General features: G+C 61.7%; 17 protein-coding genes. 12 read left to right on the top strand and 5 right to left on the bottom strand.

Features of this window, described 5'->3' with window-relative positions; translation table 11 throughout:
• The first annotated feature begins 55 nt into the window (after positions 1 to 55).
• The 7 genes from AC3ISR_RS18350 (at position 56) to AC3ISR_RS18320 (ending at position 8699) form a co-directional block, all read left to right on the top strand.
• Entirely contained in the window at positions 56 to 2449 is a 2394-nt protein-coding gene (locus AC3ISR_RS18350) for a TonB-dependent receptor plug domain-containing protein (RefSeq protein WP_463983479.1), read from the top strand.
• 25 nt (positions 2450 to 2474) lie between these two features.
• Positions 2475 to 3440, top strand: coding sequence for an amino acid ABC transporter permease (locus tag AC3ISR_RS18345; protein ID WP_192296776.1), 966 nt, complete (start codon positions 2475 to 2477; stop codon positions 3438 to 3440).
• Positions 3433 to 4206, top strand: coding sequence for an amino acid ABC transporter ATP-binding protein (locus AC3ISR_RS18340; RefSeq protein ID WP_192296775.1), 774 nt, complete (start codon positions 3433 to 3435; stop codon positions 4204 to 4206). Before AC3ISR_RS18345 ends, AC3ISR_RS18340 begins: the two co-directional genes overlap by 8 nt.
• A gap of 18 nt (positions 4207 to 4224) precedes the next feature.
• Entirely contained in the window at positions 4225 to 5148 is a 924-nt protein-coding gene (locus AC3ISR_RS18335) for an ABC transporter substrate-binding protein (protein ID WP_463983480.1), read from the top strand.
• Positions 5149 to 5160: 12 nt separating this feature from the next.
• A complete protein-coding gene (locus tag AC3ISR_RS18330) occupies positions 5161 to 6744 on the top strand; it encodes a flavin monoamine oxidase family protein (RefSeq protein WP_463983481.1) in 1584 nt (527 codons plus the stop codon).
• 11 nt (positions 6745 to 6755) lie between these two features.
• Entirely contained in the window at positions 6756 to 7190 is a 435-nt protein-coding gene (locus tag AC3ISR_RS18325; RefSeq protein WP_463983482.1) for a RidA family protein, read from the top strand.
• A gap of 156 nt (positions 7191 to 7346) precedes the next feature.
• Positions 7347 to 8699, top strand: coding sequence for an LLM class flavin-dependent oxidoreductase (locus AC3ISR_RS18320; protein ID WP_463983483.1), 1353 nt, complete (start codon positions 7347 to 7349; stop codon positions 8697 to 8699).
• Between the two features lie 27 nt (positions 8700 to 8726).
• Here AC3ISR_RS18320 and AC3ISR_RS18315 read toward each other — a convergent pair whose 3' ends face one another.
• Together AC3ISR_RS18315 and ssp4 are read right to left on the bottom strand one after the other, a co-directional pair.
• Positions 8727 to 9296: a hypothetical protein gene (locus AC3ISR_RS18315; RefSeq protein WP_463983484.1), complete on the bottom strand. Its 570-nt coding sequence runs from the start codon at positions 9294 to 9296 to the stop codon at positions 8727 to 8729.
• A complete protein-coding gene (gene ssp4 / locus AC3ISR_RS18310; RefSeq protein WP_489324397.1) occupies positions 9293 to 10207 on the bottom strand; it encodes an Ssp4 family T6SS effector in 915 nt (304 codons plus the stop codon). The genes AC3ISR_RS18315 and ssp4 overlap by 4 nt, the downstream gene beginning before the upstream one ends.
• A gap of 188 nt (positions 10208 to 10395) precedes the next feature.
• Here ssp4 and AC3ISR_RS18305 point away from each other — a divergent pair, with 188 nt between their 5' ends.
• A complete protein-coding gene (locus AC3ISR_RS18305) occupies positions 10396 to 10884 on the top strand; it encodes an Hcp family type VI secretion system effector (protein ID WP_192296768.1) in 489 nt (162 codons plus the stop codon).
• A 71-nt stretch (positions 10885 to 10955) separates the two neighbouring features.
• Here the strand turns inward: AC3ISR_RS18305 and AC3ISR_RS18300 are convergent, their stop codons facing one another.
• The 3 genes from AC3ISR_RS18300 to AC3ISR_RS18290 form a co-directional block, all read right to left on the bottom strand.
• Complete coding sequence (locus tag AC3ISR_RS18300; RefSeq protein WP_463983486.1) at positions 10956 to 11792, bottom strand: 5'-nucleotidase, lipoprotein e(P4) family; 837 nt, start codon at positions 11790 to 11792, stop codon at positions 10956 to 10958.
• Positions 11793 to 11991: 199 nt separating this feature from the next.
• Complete coding sequence (locus AC3ISR_RS18295; RefSeq protein ID WP_489324396.1) at positions 11992 to 12090, bottom strand: OprD family outer membrane porin; 99 nt, start codon at positions 12088 to 12090, stop codon at positions 11992 to 11994.
• Positions 12091 to 12094: 4 nt separating this feature from the next.
• On the bottom strand, positions 12095 to 13273 hold the full coding sequence (locus AC3ISR_RS18290; RefSeq protein WP_489324395.1) for a DUF1835 domain-containing protein: 1179 nt from the start codon (positions 13271 to 13273) through the stop codon (positions 12095 to 12097).
• Between the two features lie 328 nt (positions 13274 to 13601).
• Between AC3ISR_RS18290 and AC3ISR_RS18285 the strand changes: the two genes are divergently transcribed.
• From AC3ISR_RS18285 to AC3ISR_RS18270, 4 genes are all read left to right on the top strand, one after another.
• Positions 13602 to 14279, top strand: coding sequence for an ABC transporter ATP-binding protein (locus AC3ISR_RS18285; protein ID WP_463983489.1), 678 nt, complete (start codon positions 13602 to 13604; stop codon positions 14277 to 14279).
• Positions 14276 to 15067, top strand: a complete 792-nt coding sequence (locus AC3ISR_RS18280) for an ABC transporter permease (protein WP_192296764.1) — start codon at positions 14276 to 14278, stop codon at positions 15065 to 15067. Before AC3ISR_RS18285 ends, AC3ISR_RS18280 begins: the two co-directional genes overlap by 4 nt.
• Before the next feature lie 89 nt (positions 15068 to 15156).
• Positions 15157 to 16068 carry an EamA family transporter gene (locus tag AC3ISR_RS18275; protein WP_192296763.1) on the top strand — a complete coding sequence of 304 codons (912 nt, stop codon included), beginning with the start codon at positions 15157 to 15159 and terminating at the stop codon, positions 16066 to 16068.
• Positions 16065 to 17318 carry an ATP-grasp domain-containing protein gene (locus AC3ISR_RS18270; protein ID WP_463983490.1) on the top strand — a complete coding sequence of 418 codons (1254 nt, stop codon included), beginning with the start codon at positions 16065 to 16067 and terminating at the stop codon, positions 17316 to 17318. Before AC3ISR_RS18275 ends, AC3ISR_RS18270 begins: the two co-directional genes overlap by 4 nt.

Here is a 17318-nt window from a genome sequence, read left to right as displayed (position 1 = left end):
CCGCGCACGACCGCGTGGCTGCCCGACTTCGCGATTTGGATAAGCAGGAATGGCTATGAAGCAAGCGCTAACACCCACCGCCGTACTGGCCCTGGCAATGCTGGCCAACGCCGCCCAGGCCCAGGATGACAGCACCCTTTCGACCGTAGTGGTCACCGGCAACCGTGGCGCCGAGCAGCGCACTGTCACCAGCAGCGCGGTGCCGATCGATGTGGTCAGCGCCAAGCAATTGCAGAACACCGGCAAGCCCGGTTTGATGGAAGCCCTGAGTGCGGTGATCCCGTCGCTGACCCTGCCGGAAAAAACCGGCTGGGACGCCAGCGGTATCGCCCGCGCCCCCAACCTGCGTGGCCTGAGCGCCGCTGAAGTGCTGGTGCTGGTCAATGGCAAGCGTCGCCACACCAGCGCCACCCTGAACATCAACGGGATCAACACCGGCGCCGCGCCGGCTGACCTTGACCTGATCCCCATCAGCGCCATCGACCATGTGGAAGTCCTGCGTGACGGCGCCGCCGCCCAATATGGCTCGGACGCCATCGCCGGGGTGATCAACGTGATCCTCAAGGCCGACACCAGCGGCACCTCGGTGACCAACGCAGGCCTGGGTTACGACGGCAAGAAACAGACCGTGCAACAGAGCCTCAACAAGGGTTTTGAAATCGGCAACGGCGGCATTGTGCAACTGGCCCTTGATGCGCGCAGCCAGAACGATGACAACAAGGCCAGCGCCAACGGTTACACCTACGCCCAGGCCCATGAGCAGGCGGGGCGTTCTACCTACGGCGGCTACGGCACACCCAAGACCAATCTGCTGACCCTGGGCTACAACGCCGAGCTGCCGCTCGATGACAGCTTCAGCCTGTATTCCTTTACCACCTACTCGCGGCGCAAGGCCGAGCAGGGCCAGAACTTCCGCCTGCCGACCATCACCAACACCATCACCACCGGCCCCAACGGCTACCCCGGCGGCTACACGCCGACCTGGTTTATCGACGAAGACGACTTCCAGGCCGCCTTCGGTGGCAAAGGCACCGTCGGCGAGTGGGACTGGGATTTGTCCACCACCTACGGGCGCAACGACGCGGAGCAGGGCACCACCCACAACCAGAACCCGTCCCTGGGCGAGGCCACGCCGAATCACTTCACCTCGGGCACGTGGATTTCCACCGAACTGACCACCAACCTCGACTTCAAGCGCGGCTTCGACATTGGCCTGCAAAAGCCGCTGGACCTGAGCTACGGCTTCGAACACCGGCGCGACACTTATGAGGTGCAGGCCGGTGACTATGCGTCCTACGCCAACGGCGGCTACTGCGTGGCCCCGGGCAATTGCGCGTCGTCCGGGGCGCAGGTCACCAACGGCATTTCGCCGGATGAAGAAGCCACCGCCTCGCGCAACAGCCTGGCCAGCTATGTGGACGTGGGCTTCAACCCGGTGCCGGACTGGTACGTGGGCACCGCGTTGCGTTACGAACACTACAACCAGGGCGTCGGCGCCACGCGCAGCGGCAAGCTGACCACCCGTTATGACTTCACCCCACAATTCGCCGTGCGCGCCACGGTGAGCAATGGCTTCCGCGCGCCGTCCCTGGCCAACAGCCTGTTCAGTGCGCGTTCCACCACCTATGGCGTGGTGGACGGGGTGTATCAGTCGATCAACTACGGTGTGCTGCCGGTCGGTTCGGCCGCCGCCCAGGCCCTCGGTGCACAAGAGTTGAAACCCGAGCGCTCGACCAACTTCAGCCTCGGTTTCACCCTCACACCCACCGACCGCCTGAGCTTCACCGCCGACGCCTACGTGATCAACCTGCGCGACCGCATCACCCTCACCGGCACCTTGCTCGGTCCGCAAATCACCCAAGTCCTGCAAGGCAACGGCATCACTTCCACCTCCGGCGGCCAGTACTTCATCAACGGTGCCGACACCCGTACCAAGGGCCTCGACCTGGTCAGCAACTACAACCAGGACCTCGGTGCATACGGTTCGCTGAAGTGGACCGCCGCATTCAACTGGAACCAGACCAGGATCCTCAACTACAAGGAGTCCACCACGATCCTCGGCACCTCCTACGACCTGATGGATCGCCAGGCGCGCAACCTGATCACCGGCGTACAGCCGAGCACCAAGCTGATCCTCGGCGGCGATTGGAGCATCGAGCGCTTCAACCTCAACCTGGCCCTGACCCGCTACGGCTCCTATAAGGAGGTCAACGTCTCCGCCGACCGCAGCCTCGACCGGGTCTACAGCGCCAAGTGGATCACCGACCTCGACCTTGGCTACAACCTCACCAAAGACCTCAACGTCGCCATCGGCGCCAAGAACCTGTTTGACGTCTACCCGAAAAAACAAGGCGTGCCGAGCAGCACCATGGTCAGCAGCTACGGCACCTATTCGCCCTTCGGTTTTACCGGCGGTTACTACTACACCCGGCTGACTTACGCCTTCTAAGGCCACAACCCGCGAGGAAGAGAACATGCCCATCGTCGCCAAACCCTATGATCTGATCGAGCATGCCAGCCCGGTCCGCACGGCGCGTGTCGCCACTCCGATCAAGACCCTGCAAGTCGTTCCCGCGCGGCATCCCTGGCGCTGGGCCGGGTCGATCTTTGCCGCGTTGGTACTGCTCGGCATCGTGCACTCCCTGGCCACCAACCCGCGTTGGGAGTGGGGCGTGTTCGGCCAGTGGTTCTTTTCGCCGTCGGTGCTGCGTGGCCTCGGCCAGACGTTGTTGCTGACGCTGCTGAGCACGCTGTTCAGCATGCTCCTCGGCACCGGCCTGGCGCTGGCGCGGCTGTCGGGCTCGCCGCTGCTGGCCGCGTTGGCCTGGGGCTACATCTGGTTTTTTCGCTCGATGCCGGCGCTGTTGGTGCTGATCATCCTGTACAACTTCGCCTACCTGTATGACCACATTGTGCTGGGCGTGCCGTTCACCGACCTGGTGTTCGCCGAGTGGTCCACCGTGGACGTGCTCAGCCAATTCACCGTGGCGGTGCTGGGCTTGAGCCTGATGCAGGCGGCCTACGCGGCGGAGATCATTCGTGGCGGCCTGATCGGTGTGGACGCCGGCCAGCACGAAGCGGCGGCCGCCCTCGGGTTACCGGCGTCGCGGCGGGTGTTCCGGATCATCCTGCCCCAGGCGCTGCGCTCGATCCTGCCGTCGGGTTTCAACGAGATCATCGGCCTGGTCAAGGGCACTTCCATCGTCTACGTGCTGGCCTTGCCCGAGCTGTTCTACACCGTGCAGGTCATCTACAACCGCACCCAGGCGGTGATCCCGCTGCTGATCGTGGCGACGGTCTGGTACTTGATCATCACCACCGTGCTGACCAGTGCGCAGTACTACGTCGAGCGCTACTTCGCCCGTGGCACTGCGCGGGTGCTGCCGCCCACGCCGTTGCAGCGCATCACGCGCTGGCTCAAGGAGAAATCCCATGAGTGAAGCCCGCGCCGGTCGTATTCAAATCCAGGGCGTGGGCAAGCGCTTTGGCAATCAACAGGTGTTGAAAGACATCGACCTGACCATCGACCCCGGCAAGGTCACGGTGATTCTCGGGCCATCGGGCTCGGGCAAGTCCACCTTGCTGCGCACCATCAATCACCTGGAAAAGATCGACAGCGGCCACATCACCATCGACGGTGAATACGTCGGCTACCGGCGCAAGGGCGACCTGCTCTACGAGTTGAAAGAACGCGAAATCCTCAAACGCCGCATCGACGTCGGCTTCGTGTTCCAGAACTTCAACCTGTTCCCGCACCTCACCGCCTGGGAAAACATCGCCGAAGCGCCCCTGGCCCACCAGCGCTGGAGCAAGGCCGAGGCCCAGGCCAGGGCGTCGGCGCTGCTGGCCAAGGTCGGCCTGGCGGACAAGGCCGACGCCTACCCGCGCCAGCTGTCCGGCGGCCAGCAACAACGTGTGGCCATCGCCCGCGCCCTGGCCCTGGACCCGAAAGTGCTGCTGTTCGACGAACCCACTTCAGCCCTCGACCCGGAGCTGGTGGGCGAGGTCCTCGACGTGATCAAGGGCCTGACCCAACTCGGCGTGACCCTGGTGATCGTCACCCACGAAATCGGTTTTGCCCGCGAAGTCGCCGACCACGTGGTGTTCCTCTGCGACGGCCAGTTGATCGAAGAAGGCCCGCCCGAACAGATTTTCCGCCAACCCCGACATCCTCGCACCGCGGCCTTTCTCGGCAAGGTGCTTTAGCTCAAGGAGTGACTGCCCATGTTTATCTCTACTGCCCGTGTGGCCCTGCTGGCGCTGGCCGTCAGTACCGCGCAAAGCGCGTTCGCCGTGCAACAGGTCGACCTCAGCCCCGACCGCGTGCGCATCCATGCGCCGCGTAACGAGGCGGCCATCGCGCAAATCCCGCCGGGCTTCAAGTTCGCCCAGCCCGGCAAGTTCACCGTGGCCGTGTCCGGCGTGGCCGGGCCGCCCCTGGCTTTGCTGGCCAGCGATGACAAGACCACCATCGGCAGCGAGGCCGACACCGCGCAGTTGGTCGCTGACAGCCTTGGCCTGCAACTCAACGTGGTGCAGACCAGCTGGGAAGATTGGCCGCTGGGCGTCAGCTCGGGCAAATACGATGCAGTGATCAGCAACGTCACCGTGACCGAGGCGCGCAAGAAACGTTTCGACTTCGCCACCTATCGCCAGGACGTGCTCGGCTTTTATGTGAAGAGCACCAGCAAGATCAACGCGATCAAGCAGGCCTCGGACATCGCCGGGTTGAAGATCATCGTTGGTTCGGGCACCAACCAGGAGAAAGTCCTGTTGGCCTGGAACGAAGCGAATGAAAAGGCCGGGATCAAGCCCGCGCTGTTGCAGTACTTCGACGACCAGGCCGCCGCGCAACTGGCGGTGCAGTCCGGGCGCAGTGACGCGCTGTTCGGGCCGAACTCGGTGTACGCCTATTCGGCCGCGATCACTGGTGGCATCAAGCGCGTCGGCACCGTCAACGGCGGATGGCCGTTGCAGGCCGACATCGCCGTGACCACGCGCAAGGACAACGGCCTGGTCAAGCCGATCCATACCGCCCTGGAAAGCGCGATTGCCGGCGGCCAATACGAACAGGTGCTGCAACGCTGGGGCCTGGACGTGGAGCGTGTCGACAAGTCGCTGATCAACCCACCCGGCCTGCCGGATTAAGGAGCAGCGAGCATGGGACTGACACGACGTGAAGCACTGTCGAGTATTGCTGCGGTGGGCGGTGAGCAGGCGGTCAAGGATGCGCTGGCGGCGCTGGGCCTGGGGCCTTCGTCGCACCGCCGCCCGCAACCGCTGAAACTCAAGGACGGCCTGGGGCAGGGCACCCGCGTGCTGGTGCTGGGCGCCGGGATCGCCGGTCTGGTCACCGCGCTGGAACTGAGCCGCGCCGGGTTCACTGTGCAAGTGCTGGAGGCCCGCGACCGGGTCGGCGGCCGCACCTGGACCATTCGCCATGGCGACCGTGTGGACTACAAGGACGGCCGCACGCAAACCGCCGGGTTTGATCAGGGCCACTACTTCAACGCCGGGCCTGCGCGGATTCCCAGCCAGCACCGCACGATCCTCGACTATTGCAGTGAGTTGGGGGTGCCCCTGGAAGTGCTGGTCAACAGCAGCCATGGTGCCCAGGTGCGGCCGGATCTGGAGAAACCGGCGTTCAGCGTCGGCCAGGCGCTCAACGATACGCGCGGGCACTTGTCCGGCCTGCTGGCAAAGGCCGTGCAACGCGATGCCCTCGATGATGTGTTGAGTCGCGAGGAACGCACGCGCCTGCTGGCGTTTTTGCAGGTGTATGGCGACCTTTCGCAAGCGCTGGCATTCGAAGGCACGATTCGTTCGGGGCACCTGGACTCCCCGGCGCACCCCGGCGCGTTGCCGGCTGCGCGCAGCCCGTTGGCGCTGGATCAACTCCTGCACCCGGAGTTGTGGGGCGCGTTGCTGCACACCGAATTCCCGGAATTTTCGGCGACCATGTTCCAGCCGGTCGGCGGCATGGACCGCATCACCGATGCGTTCTACGCCCGGGTCCGTGACCACGTGCAACTCGGCGCCCAGGTGCGCCAGATCCGCCAGTTGGAAGACGGCGTGGCAGTGACGTATCACGACCAACACAGCGGCCGCGAGCAGGTGGTACGCGCCGACTACTTGATCTCGACCCTGCCATTGCCGCTGTTGGCCAAGCTGGATACCGACTTCAGCGACCCGATCAAGGCGGCCTTGCTCAGCACCCGCAGCGACCAGGCGACCAAAGTCGCGTGGCAGTCGCCGCGTTTCTGGGAGACCGACTACCGCACCTATGGCGGCCTGTCGTGGATCGAGCACCCGGCGCGGCTGCTGTGGTACCCGAGCAACGACCTCAACACCCGCGACGGTTTATTGGTGGCGGGTTATGTGACCGGCGAGGGGGCCGACCGGTTTGGCGCCAAAGCCCTGGAAGAACAGTACGCCACCTCGCAAGAAGCCGTGGAGTTGCTGCACCCGGGTTATTCCAGACACCTGCGCCACCCGCTGGCGGTGTCCTGGGAACAGATCCCCTACAGCGAAGGCCCGTGGCTGCAACGCGAACACTTTGCGGCCGAGGCCAGCGCCTTGCTCGAAGCGGGTTTCGGTCGCGTGTACGTCGCCGGTGACGGCCTGGTGCAGAGCGGCGTGGGTATCTGGCAGGAATCGGCGGCGAATTCGGCGCGGCATGTGGTCGCGCAACTGGCCGAACGGATCACTGAGCAACAACACCGCGCGGCGCTTGCCGCTTCTTGAGGAGCATCACCATGAGCGACAGCATTCAACGGACCAGCGTCGGCCACTTCCCGATCTCGCAGACCGTCACCGTACCGGCGTCGGCCAGCTTGATCTTCGTCAGCGGCACCTTGCCCGACCTGCACGATGCCAACGCCCCGGCGGGCACCCCAGCGGCTTACGGCAACACTGAGGTGCAGACCGTTTCAGTGTTCAACAAGATTCGCTCGATCCTGCGCCAGCAAGACCTGGACCTCGGTGACATTGTGCAGTTGCGCGTGTTTCTGGTCAGCGCCGAAGAGACCGGCGGCAAGCTCGACTTCGCCGGTTTGCAGGCGGGTTACACGCAGTTCTTCGGTACACCGGAGCAACCGAACAAACCGGCGCGCACGGCCTTGCAGGTGGTGGCACTGCCACTGCCCGGTGCCTTGGTTGAAGTCGAAGCCATCGCCGCCAGAACCCACTGACTCACTCGGTAAAAAACTGTGGGAGCGGGCTTGCTCGCGAAAGCGGTGTATCAGTCAAAGCTGTTCCAGCTGAACCACCGCATTCGCGAGCAAGCCCGCTCCCACATTTCTGATCCGGTTTCTCCAGTGATATCCATCTATTTCAGGAGCATTTTCATGTCTACAACACCCCGGCAACTCAAGTTCGGCGCCATTCTCACCGGTGTCGGCACTGCGCAGAACGAATGGCTGCACCCACAAATTCCCGGCGATGCCAGCGTCGACATCGACTGGTATCGCGCCCAGGCGCAGCAGGCGGAAGCGGCCAAGTTCGACCTGGTGTTCATCGTCGACAGCCCCTACATCACCGCGGATTCGGCGCCGCATTTTCTCAACCGCCTGGAGCCGTTGACCCTGCTGTCGGCCATCGCCGGCGCCACCTCGAACATCGGCCTGGTGGCGACCTTGACCACGTCCTATACCGAACCCTTCAACGTGGCGCGCCAGTTCGCGTCCCTGGACCATATCAGCGGCGGCCGTGCCGGTTGGAATGTGGTCACCACCGGCCTGGAAGGCGCCGCCGGCAACTTCGGCCGTGAGCAACATATCGATCACACCGAGCGTTATCGCCGGGCTGCCGAGCATCTGCAGGTGGTGCAGGGCCTGTGGGACTCCTATGAAGACGACGCGTTTGTGCGTGACAAGCGCAGCAAGGTGTTCCTCGACCCGCAGCGCCAGCATCGCCTTGATCACCACGGTGAGTTTTTTTCAGTGACCGGGCCGTTGAATATTGCGCGTTCGGCCCAGGGCCAGCCGGTGATCTTCCAGGCTGGCATTTCCGAATCCGGGCGCAGCCTGGCGGCCCGTTACGCCGAGGGGATCTTTGCCGGTGTGGGCAATTTCGAGGACGCCCAGGCCTACTACCGCGACATCAAACAACGCACCGCCGCTGCGGGGCGCAATCCGGATCACGTGACCATCCTGCCGGGCATCTCGCCGATCATTGCCGACACCGACGAGCAGGCCCAGGCCATCGACCGGGAACGCAACGGCGCGCTGGACCTGGACAAGGCCCTGGTGCAACTGGGGCGGCCGTTCAACTACCACGATTTCAGCCAGTACCCACTGGACGAACCTTTCCCGGAACTGGGCGACCTGGGCAGCAACGGCTATCGTGGCCACGCGGAAAATATCAAACAAGTCGCCCGCGACCAGGGCCTGACCTTGCGCCAGGCGGCGTTGCGTTTTGCCAAGCCGTTCTCCAGTTTTGTCGGCTCGCCAGAGACCGTGGCCGATGAGATCGAGCGTTGGTTTGTCGAGGGGGCGGTGGATGGTTTTAACATCCACGTCGGTGCGCCGGATGACTTTGCGCGCTTTACCGATCAAGTGCTGCCGCTATTGCGCGCGCGCGGTTTGTTCCGCAGTGAGTACAGTCACAGCACCTTGCGCGGGCACTTGGGGTTGCCGGTGCCGGTCAATCGGCATACGGCGGCGCGGGGGGTGAAGCCTTTGCAGGCGGTTGGTGCATAACTATTTCCAACGGCGTGAGCGCGGCATTTACCACCCTTTCCATTTGCCCTGTTTTTTCAGGGTGGCGATGATGTGTTCGCGCTTGTGTCGGAGTTCAACCATCTTGTCGCGCAGTTCGCGGCAGCGGTTGCTGTTGAGGATGAGTAGGCCGATCAGGGGGCTGAGAAGAGCCATGGAGTACAGGTAAATGTTGGGGGTGTACGTGATTGCGGGGAGTGAGCTCAGAAAGCACAGGCAGTAGATCCCGACATTTATCCAGACCCAATGAGCGTGACCATACAACACTTGTATTTGAGCAATAGCGAACACCACACCGATCGTCAGTCCGGAAAAAAACCAGTTGCGCAAGGTTTCTCCTTCGAGTGCCCCGCAGAGGTAGGTGACCAAAACCAGAACGCCGGTCATCGCAATTGAAAAACAGCCCGCAAGTATCCAGCCACCAATGACATGCATGTAGCGTTTGCGTAGCAGTCGAGGGTCTGTGATGTAGAAGGCTGAATAGTAGAAATCTGTTGCGCTCATGGTTTTCCAGTCAGGCGCCGGGGGCTCGTCGTAGCCCATTTTTTCCAGGATCTTTTGTGCTCGCCGTTTTTTCATTGGCGGATCTCCTCATAGAGACCGATAGCGAGTGGCTTGATGTTCCCGGACACGGCGCTACTGGTGACGCCAAATATTCCTGCCACTGAATCGCTTATGTGAGTAGCGGTGATACGTTTCATCTGTGTTGCACTGATACGTTTGGTCGCAGTGCCGGCGGCTTGCTTCAGTTTGAGTAGTTTTGTGGTCAATCGTGGGTCATTGATTCTGAGCAATTCATTATTGAGTTTTGCTCGTTCTTGTCGTGTCAGCCCTTTCAGTACCTGGCGAATTGGTTTGCCCGTTACTCGGGTACTGACATTGATTGCTTTGACTGTCGTCACGGTGGATGTCCCTATTCCAGCCAGGGCGATGCCATCCAATACTGCGACTGCCGCCTGGTACCAGGCTTCATCGTCGAGACGCTCCAGTGCTTGCGGGTCAATCCATGCAGCGGTTGTTCTACCAACGCCGATCAAGCATTGGGTGACGCTCGCGGCCATGGCGGCTTTGCCAATAAACGTAAGCACCACACTGGTCCCCGCCGTAAACGGCATGAGCGTAATTCCAGTCGTAACGACGAACCAGCTCAGTACCGCTCCTGCGCATGTCACCGCAGCGATAAGCCCTTCCGCCACCCATTCCGACTCCCGCGGCTCATGCTCCAACATCCGCTTGAACTCCACCGGCCCCACCGCCCTCGGCGCCTCACGCAACACCACCTTTTTCACCTGCACACTGCACACCGCTTGAAACTCGCGCAGTGTCAGCACATTGAAATCTTCATCGATATACACCACCCCCGCACCAATCAGCGCAGGGTCGGCGTCGATGGCGCAGAACAGTCGACGCAGGTCAATGCTGCTTTCAATTCGCTGGCGCGTGGTGCGGTGGGCCGAGGGAAATCCATCTTTGAACAGGGCGGTCGTCATTCCTTAACTCCTGGGTGTTTCGGGAGTTGAGAGGTTAAAGACGCGTTGGCGCAAATGAATGTCGGAAGTTTCGGTGTTTGCCGACAGGCGCTTCCCGATCCTGCTGTGGCGGCTTGTGGCCCTCGTGTCGGATCAGGAAAAGTTCGCCCCGCGCCATTTCCGGCGCTGACTAAGGAGAGGGAGCCAACATGGCCGTCGATATGTTTTTGAAACTGGGCGATATCAAGGGCGAGTCACGGGACCAGGCGCACCGCGACGAGATCGACATCACCGAATGGGCGTGGGGGTTGTCGCAGACGGGTTCGATGCATTCGGGTACGGGGGGCGGTGCGGGCAAGGTCGATATCAACAACCTGAACCTGAGCAAACCGCTGGATAAATCCAGCCCCAACCTGATGATGGCCTGCGCCAGCGGCAAACATTACCCCGAAGCGCGGTTGGTGGTGCGCAAGGCGGGCGGCTCCAGCCCGGTGGAGTACTTGGTGATTACGTTGAAGGAAGTCATGGTGGTGTCTTACAGCACCAGCGCAGAAAGCAAGGATGATCTGCTCTACGACCGCATCGCCTTGAATTTCGCCACCGTGGATGTCAGCTACCAGCCGCAGAAGGCCGACGGTGCCAAGGACGGTGGGCCGGTGAAGTTTGGGTGGAATATCCGGCAGAACGTAAAGGCCTGACACCTCACCGCGTGCCCGGATACCGCGTCTGCATCCCTATCGACAACGCATCCGGGCGCCAGAATTGACAACTAATTTTCCAGGTGCAACGCCTGTTGCTTGAGCTGGCGCTTGCGTTCGAAGGGCAGTTTTTCCTGGTCGCCATAGGGCGCGCTGTACCAGTTGCCGTAGGTCGGGTTGGGCAGCAGGAACCAGCGCTGGCCTAGCCAGGCCAGGTACGGTGCGGCGGCCTTGCGTTGGTCGGCCAGGGTGTTGTGTTCGGCCTGCACGAAGTCGCCGAAGGAATCCCCGGCCAGCATCAGCACGCGGGCATGGCTGGCGACCCATTGGCGTCGGCAGTTCTTACCGTAGCCAGCCTGTTCGCAGCCGCCGGTCGGGGTGCTGGCGGCCAGCACCTGTTCGTTGTGCGCCACCGGAAAACCGCGCAGGCGCAGGTTGTTGACCGTGGCCTGGACCTGGCTGTGTTCGCGGTTGGTGATGTAGTAGACGGTGATGCCTTTCTTGTCCGCCGCCTGCAAGAACTCGACGGCACCCGGCAGGGCCTGGGCCTTGGCCTGGTCGACCCAGGTGTTCCAGCGGTCGTAGGAGTAGACCTGGTTGGTGAGGATGTCCCGCGCATTGAGCGGCACGTTGTCGAGCACGGTTTCGTCGATGTCGACCACCACGGCCGGCGGCAAACCGGCGAGGTCTCGCGGCGGCAGGGCCAGGGCGTCCCAGGTCGGGTCGGCCAGGGCAGTATCCAGCTGGCGCGTGGCGCTGGCGAATATCTGGCGGTAAATCAGCTCGTGCTCGATCGACGTTTGCGTCCACAGCACTGCGTCCAGCTGGTCGTTCGCGGGTGGTTGCTGCTGGCAGCCGATCAGGGCGGTGGAAAGCAGGCACACGCCGGAAAACATCAGATTACGCATGAACAATCAGCCTCGAAATTTTAAGGTGGCGGACAACCGCGCCGTGCAACAGGTGGCCGTCGTTTGCGGATTCACCCTCGTCGCGCCAGTACAGTAGCGTAATCGCCGACCCAGGTGGTGTCGCGCAACTGATCGAACTGGCGCAGTTGCTGGCGGATCGCGTGCACGATGGCGTCTGCCAGCCGATCACCACGTGTAGCTAAAACATGCCCATGAGGCTCAGGCCCGGTACGCCGACCGAGGCAAAGTCGTAAGCGTATTTCACCTGCCAGGTGGTCTCGCCCCCCAGCGCGGGCAAGCACTTAGGGGTGGCGCCAGAGGGGGTGCAGGTTTGCGTCAATCACCCAATGCGGTTGGCCGGGTGTGACCCGTGTACCACCTACCCACCGCTCATGACTGGCATGCTCCAGCCAATACGCTTGCCCATCGAGCACCGCCCGGCCCAATTCGGTCAGCGCCAACCCTGCTGGAGTTTCCGTCAGCAAGGGGTCGGCCCCATCGATCAACGGCCGCAACAGCGCATAGAACATCATGTCCCCCAGGAACGGCAGCGGTTCGCGCTTGGCCATCAACTCGGCGAACACCCGGCCCGCAGGTTTTGGCCCGGCTTCGGCAAGGTAGCTCAGGGTCAGGCGCTCGGTCAGCGACAAGCCATCGCGGGCGCCGGGCAACTCCTGCAACTGCCGCAGCAATGCGGGCGCCAAAAACGGCAGGGCCGGGTGAGTGCCGTGAGCCAGCTGCGCCCATTTGATCGGCGCGCTGTCGCAATACGCGGCCCACGCCTGTTTGGCCAGTTGCACGGCCTGCTCATCGATCAAGCGCCGTTGCGGCCACAGCCATGCAAGCAGGTCGGGCGCCAATTGGCCGATACCGATAAAGCGCTGCACACCGGGTATGCGGTCAACCTCGATCAGCTCCAGTTTCTTTGGCACCCGCTCCAGGCCTGCCAATGCACGAATCAGGAACAGTTGGTCGTAAGCGTCGGCTTCGCACCACAGCACGCTGTGTTCGGCGTGGGCCAAGGCTTCCAGTTGCAGGTATTCGTCGGCCAGCCGGCGCGTGGCCTCGTTCTGGTCCAGGGCAAACGCCTGGCTGATAAAGGCCGCGCGCAGGGCCTGGTAATCATCAGTGGGCAGGTCGCGCACCGGGCCCATGCACAACGGGTCGCTGAGCATCTGGAACCGGCCCTTGAACCCGGCCAGCTGCAGGCTGTGGGCGATGTCATTGCCGCAGCGCCAGTGGGTGGTGCGGGCTTCATCGCTGGCGGCGAAGTCGGGGTGGCGGGCGGCGAAGTCGATGGCGTCGACATGGGCCTTGAGCTTGGGCCAACTGCTGAAGCCCAGTCTCTTGGCGATCGCCCATTGCGCCTGGGACAGGATGGCGCTGGAGTCTTGGGCTTTGAGGCGCGCCAGCAGTTCCTTGGCGCGCTTGCGCTGTTGCTCAAGGTTGAGGCGACCGTCGGTGTTGAAGTGCTGGGACATACGAGCTCCTTGTCTGAACCTTGTCCGCTTTAAGGTCGGGAGTCGTAGAAAAATAAGGGTGTTGCAGTGTCCTGGGCGCAGCCCTTTCCGCGGAAGGTGGCGTAGAAGGCGCCAGGCGAAGAATATAGGCAGGATCGTCGGGGTGTGCAACACGCTGATCGATCAAGATCCAGAGGTGGGAGCAGGCTTGCTCGCGAATGCAGCGTGTCAGATACAGGCTCAGTGGCTGAGCCAGCGCTTTCGCGGGCAAGCCCGCTCCCACATTTTGACCCCGTATAGCCCGTGGGGCACCATTGCGCTTAACCGAATCGAAAGGAACCCCGCGTCCATGAGCGCACTGATCGAAACCCGCGCCCTCACGCGCATGGACGAGCGCCGCCAGGTGCCGTTGCTCCAGCCCACCGATTTCATCTTGAACGCAGCCGATCGTGTCTCCATCACCGGTTCCTCCGGCTCTGGCAAAAGTGTCTTCCTGCGCGCCTTGGCCCTGCTGGACGCGCCCAGTTCCGGGCAAATCCTGTGGAACGGCCAACCGATCAGCAACGCCGAGATTCCCCATTACCGTTGCCATGTCAGCTACCTGTCCCAGCGCCCGGCGCTGCTCGAAGGCACGGTGGAAGACAACCTGCGCTTGCCTTTCAGCCTCAAGACCTCGCGCAATCGCAGCTTCGACCTGGGCGCGGTTACCACCCTGTTGGGCCACGCTGGCAAGGCAGCGGATTTTCTGTCGAAGAACGCCGCTGACCTATCGGGTGGCGAATCCCAGGTCGTCTCGCTGATCCGCACCCTGCAACTCAATCCCGAGGTGCTGCTGCTGGATGAGCCTACCGCCGCCCTCGATCCCACCTCGTCCCGCGAAGTGGAAGCGCTGATTGACGCCTGGTTCTGCGCCGACAAGTCCCGTGCCTGCATCTGGGTTTCCCATGATCTCGACCAGGCGCAGCGCATGAGCAACATCCACCTGCACATGAACGCGGGCGTTCTGAGCGGAGCCACCCAGCCATGAACTACCAGAACCTCACGGCCCTCGACCTGGGCATCGCGGCCTCGCTGATCCTGATCAACGGCGCGCTGTCGCTGCTGCTGCGCCTGGGCCTGGGCCGCCAACTGTTGTGGGCGGCAGTGCGCACCGTGGTGCAACTGCTGGCCATCGGTTATCTGTTGGGCTGGGTGTTCGAGTTCGCCTACTGGTACGTGGTGCTGCCGTTGATGTGCGCCATGACCTTGATCGCCGGCATCTCTGCCGCCGGGCGCGGGCGGCGCACGTACAAGGGCCAGCGGGTCGACAGCATATTGTCGGTGTGGGGCAGCTCGTGGCTGGTCACGGCGGTGGGGCTGTTCGCGGTGATCCGTATCCACCCGTGGTACGAACCGCAGTACGCGATCCCGATCCTCGGGATGATCCTTGGCAACACCCTGACCGGCGTGTCCCTGGGCATCGAGCGCATGACCCAGGAACTGACCTCGGGGCGCAACACCATCGAAATGATTCTGGCCCTCGGCGGCTCACGCTGGGAAGCCGCCCAGGACGCCATCCGCCAAGCCGTACGCGCGGGCATGATCCCGACGCTGAACCAGATGACCGTCGTCGGCATCGTCAGCCTGCCCGGCATGATGACCGGCCAGGTCCTGGCAGGAGAAAGCCCGGCGGATGCGGTGCGGTATCAGATCGTGATCATGTTCCTGATTGCCGCATCATCGGCGCTGGGCACGGTGGGGGCGGTGCTGTTGACGTATCGACGGTTGTTTTCGGTGGGGCATCGGTTTTTGCGGGAGCGGCTCGAAGAGCGGTGACAGCCCGCCCTACCTAGCCGTTCGGTCAGTATTTAATCCACACCTGATTTGTTAGGTTGCGAAACTAACAACAAAACGGGTGTGCCGACGTGCTCAAACAAGGCGTTTTTATTGGATTGTTGTTCAGCCTGCTAAGCGCCGCGTTCGATGTCTACGTGGCATTTATCACGCAAACCCTCATTACGCAGTTGGTGTTGTTCTACTGCTTCGTTACTTCTGCTGGCTTTTTTCTCGCACTCGCGTTGTATTTCGATTCGGCTTCCTTGCGGTCCAAACTCAAAGCCGATTGGAAGCTCATCGTCATCATCAACGTCTCCGTGCTGCTCAACTGGGGCGGCCTGTTTTACGCCTTGCGTTATTTGGAGCCAGCGGTGGTCGGCGTTGCTTCGGTCGCCTGCGGTCCTGCGCTTACCCTGATCATGTCCCTCGTCAAAAAACGCAGTGCCAAGGCGGCCTTCGCAGATGCACTGGTTTCATGCCTGGTGCTTATCTCGGTGGGGATCATGTTGTTCAACGCCTTTGCCGGGGACAGCGGTATTGTCAACACCACGCTGGAACAACGCTTGTCGGGCATTGTTGCCGTGATCGTCTGCGCACTGGGCACAGTGATGTATACGGTTTTCTCGAAGGACATGTTCGCGCGCCAATGGTCAGTCTACGAAATTCTGGCCGTCAGGAACGTGGCGATGATTGTTGTTTGTGTCGTCGCCATTCCCGTATCAGGCGCAGGCTTTGCGCTGGATAGGGAATTGATAGTGCCGATGATGATTCTGGTCGTGGTCGGGCACTTGCTCCCGATTTTCCTGATCCAGAAAACCATTTACTACCTCACGCCAATTCACGTGTCTCTGGTGTTGCTGACCCTCCCGGTGTTTGTACTGTTGCTCCAGTACCTGGATACAAGGGTGGCGTTTTCCATGGCGAGTGTCACCGCGGTCGGCATCATCGTGCTTTTGCTGTTGGGGCGTGCGTTGTATGCAATCAAGAGGGGTACACCATGATCAGGGTCGTCGTAGTCGATGGTTTTTCATCCGGGAAATTTGTAGCCAGGCGCTTGAGTGAAAAGGGCTGTGTACTGATGCATGTGGCCTCGTCGGGCGACTTGGACGGTTATTACTACAAAGGCTTTGATCAGGCGCTGTATGAGCAAATGATCGTCAACGCCGATTTCGCCACAACCCTTGCAAGGGTCGAGCGTTTCGAACCGCAGTTTATTATTGCCGGCGCCGAAACCGGTGTATTGCTGGCTGACCAGTTGAATGAACGGCTGCGACTGCCTTACCGCAATGACTTTGATAAAACCAGCGCCCGTCGCAACAAGTACGACATGATCCAATGCGTGACCCATGCACAACTCCCCGCTGCGCGCCAGTTCATCGCAGGCACATGGGAACTGGCTCAAGACTGGATCAGGCATCACGGGCGTTTTCCGGTGGTCATCAAGCCCCTTGAAAGTGCAGGCGCTGATGGGGTGTATATCTGTGACACCCTGCTTGACTGCGAGAGGGCTGTGGGAAAGCTGCTGGGAACGACGAACAAACTCAATATTCCCAACTCGCAGGTACTGATCCAGGAGTATCTGGCAGGGTCGGAGTATGTGGTGAACATGGTCTCGCTAGAGGGGCAGCAGCTAGTCACTGAAGTCGTGCGGTACCAAAAACAGCGTGTCAAAGAGGGCGGCACTGTCTATGACATTGATGAACTGATCGAGCCCGACGCTGTGGTCTATCCGATACTGGTGGACTACACCCGAGCCGTGGTGCGCTGCCTGGGTATCCGCAACGGCCCAAGCCACGCCGAGGTGATGTTTACGGAGGAAGGGCCAAAACTGGTGGAAATTGCCGCAAGGACCGACGGTATCTTGCGCCCGGATGTGTCCGCCCAGACCACTGGGCTTGGGCAAATTGAGGCGGTGGTTTTATCGATTACCGAACCCGACATGTTCGTGCAATTGTTGACAAGGGCATTCGATTATCGACGTTTGCAACACACCTACAACGTGTGCTTGATCAACCGTTCGGCAGGCTATTTTGATAAAGACCTGTTCCTGACTGAGCTGCTTAAGCTCGAGTCGTTTTTCGATGCGGTGTTTTATGTCGAGAACGGGCAGCAGATAGGTGCGACTCATGATGTGTTCAGCCAGCCGGGTACGGTCTATCTCGTGCATGCCAACCCTGCGGTGGTCGAGGCGGACTATCGCAGGATTCGCATGCTTGAGGCTCAGGGCGTGTATTTGGTCGCGGGTGAGTAG

Source organism: Pseudomonas sp. GL_117, from assembly GCF_057835125.1.
Note: the sequence above shows the minus strand (reverse complement) of the source record. Positions and strands in the feature narration are given on the sequence as shown.

Coding starts and splice junctions, on each gene's coding strand:
- ssp4 (WP_489324397.1), bottom strand. CDS start 10,207: ATGACGACCGCCCTGTTCAAAGATGGATTTCCCTCGGCCCACCGCACC.
- AC3ISR_RS18280 (WP_192296764.1), top strand. CDS start 14,276: ATGAACTACCAGAACCTCACGGCCCTCGACCTGGGCATCGCGGCCTCG.
- AC3ISR_RS18350 (WP_463983479.1), top strand. CDS start 56: ATGAAGCAAGCGCTAACACCCACCGCCGTACTGGCCCTGGCAATGCTG.
- AC3ISR_RS18330 (WP_463983481.1), top strand. CDS start 5,161: ATGGGACTGACACGACGTGAAGCACTGTCGAGTATTGCTGCGGTGGGC.
- AC3ISR_RS18285 (WP_463983489.1), top strand. CDS start 13,602: ATGAGCGCACTGATCGAAACCCGCGCCCTCACGCGCATGGACGAGCGC.
- AC3ISR_RS18325 (WP_463983482.1), top strand. CDS start 6,756: ATGAGCGACAGCATTCAACGGACCAGCGTCGGCCACTTCCCGATCTCG.
- AC3ISR_RS18320 (WP_463983483.1), top strand. CDS start 7,347: ATGTCTACAACACCCCGGCAACTCAAGTTCGGCGCCATTCTCACCGGT.
- AC3ISR_RS18315 (WP_463983484.1), bottom strand. CDS start 9,296: ATGAAAAAACGGCGAGCACAAAAGATCCTGGAAAAAATGGGCTACGAC.
- AC3ISR_RS18345 (WP_192296776.1), top strand. CDS start 2,475: ATGCCCATCGTCGCCAAACCCTATGATCTGATCGAGCATGCCAGCCCG.
- AC3ISR_RS18340 (WP_192296775.1), top strand. CDS start 3,433: ATGAGTGAAGCCCGCGCCGGTCGTATTCAAATCCAGGGCGTGGGCAAG.
- AC3ISR_RS18305 (WP_192296768.1), top strand. CDS start 10,396: ATGGCCGTCGATATGTTTTTGAAACTGGGCGATATCAAGGGCGAGTCA.
- AC3ISR_RS18290 (WP_489324395.1), bottom strand. CDS start 13,273: ATGTCCCAGCACTTCAACACCGACGGTCGCCTCAACCTTGAGCAACAG.
- AC3ISR_RS18300 (WP_463983486.1), bottom strand. CDS start 11,792: ATGCGTAATCTGATGTTTTCCGGCGTGTGCCTGCTTTCCACCGCCCTG.
- AC3ISR_RS18270 (WP_463983490.1), top strand. CDS start 16,065: ATGATCAGGGTCGTCGTAGTCGATGGTTTTTCATCCGGGAAATTTGTA.
- AC3ISR_RS18335 (WP_463983480.1), top strand. CDS start 4,225: ATGTTTATCTCTACTGCCCGTGTGGCCCTGCTGGCGCTGGCCGTCAGT.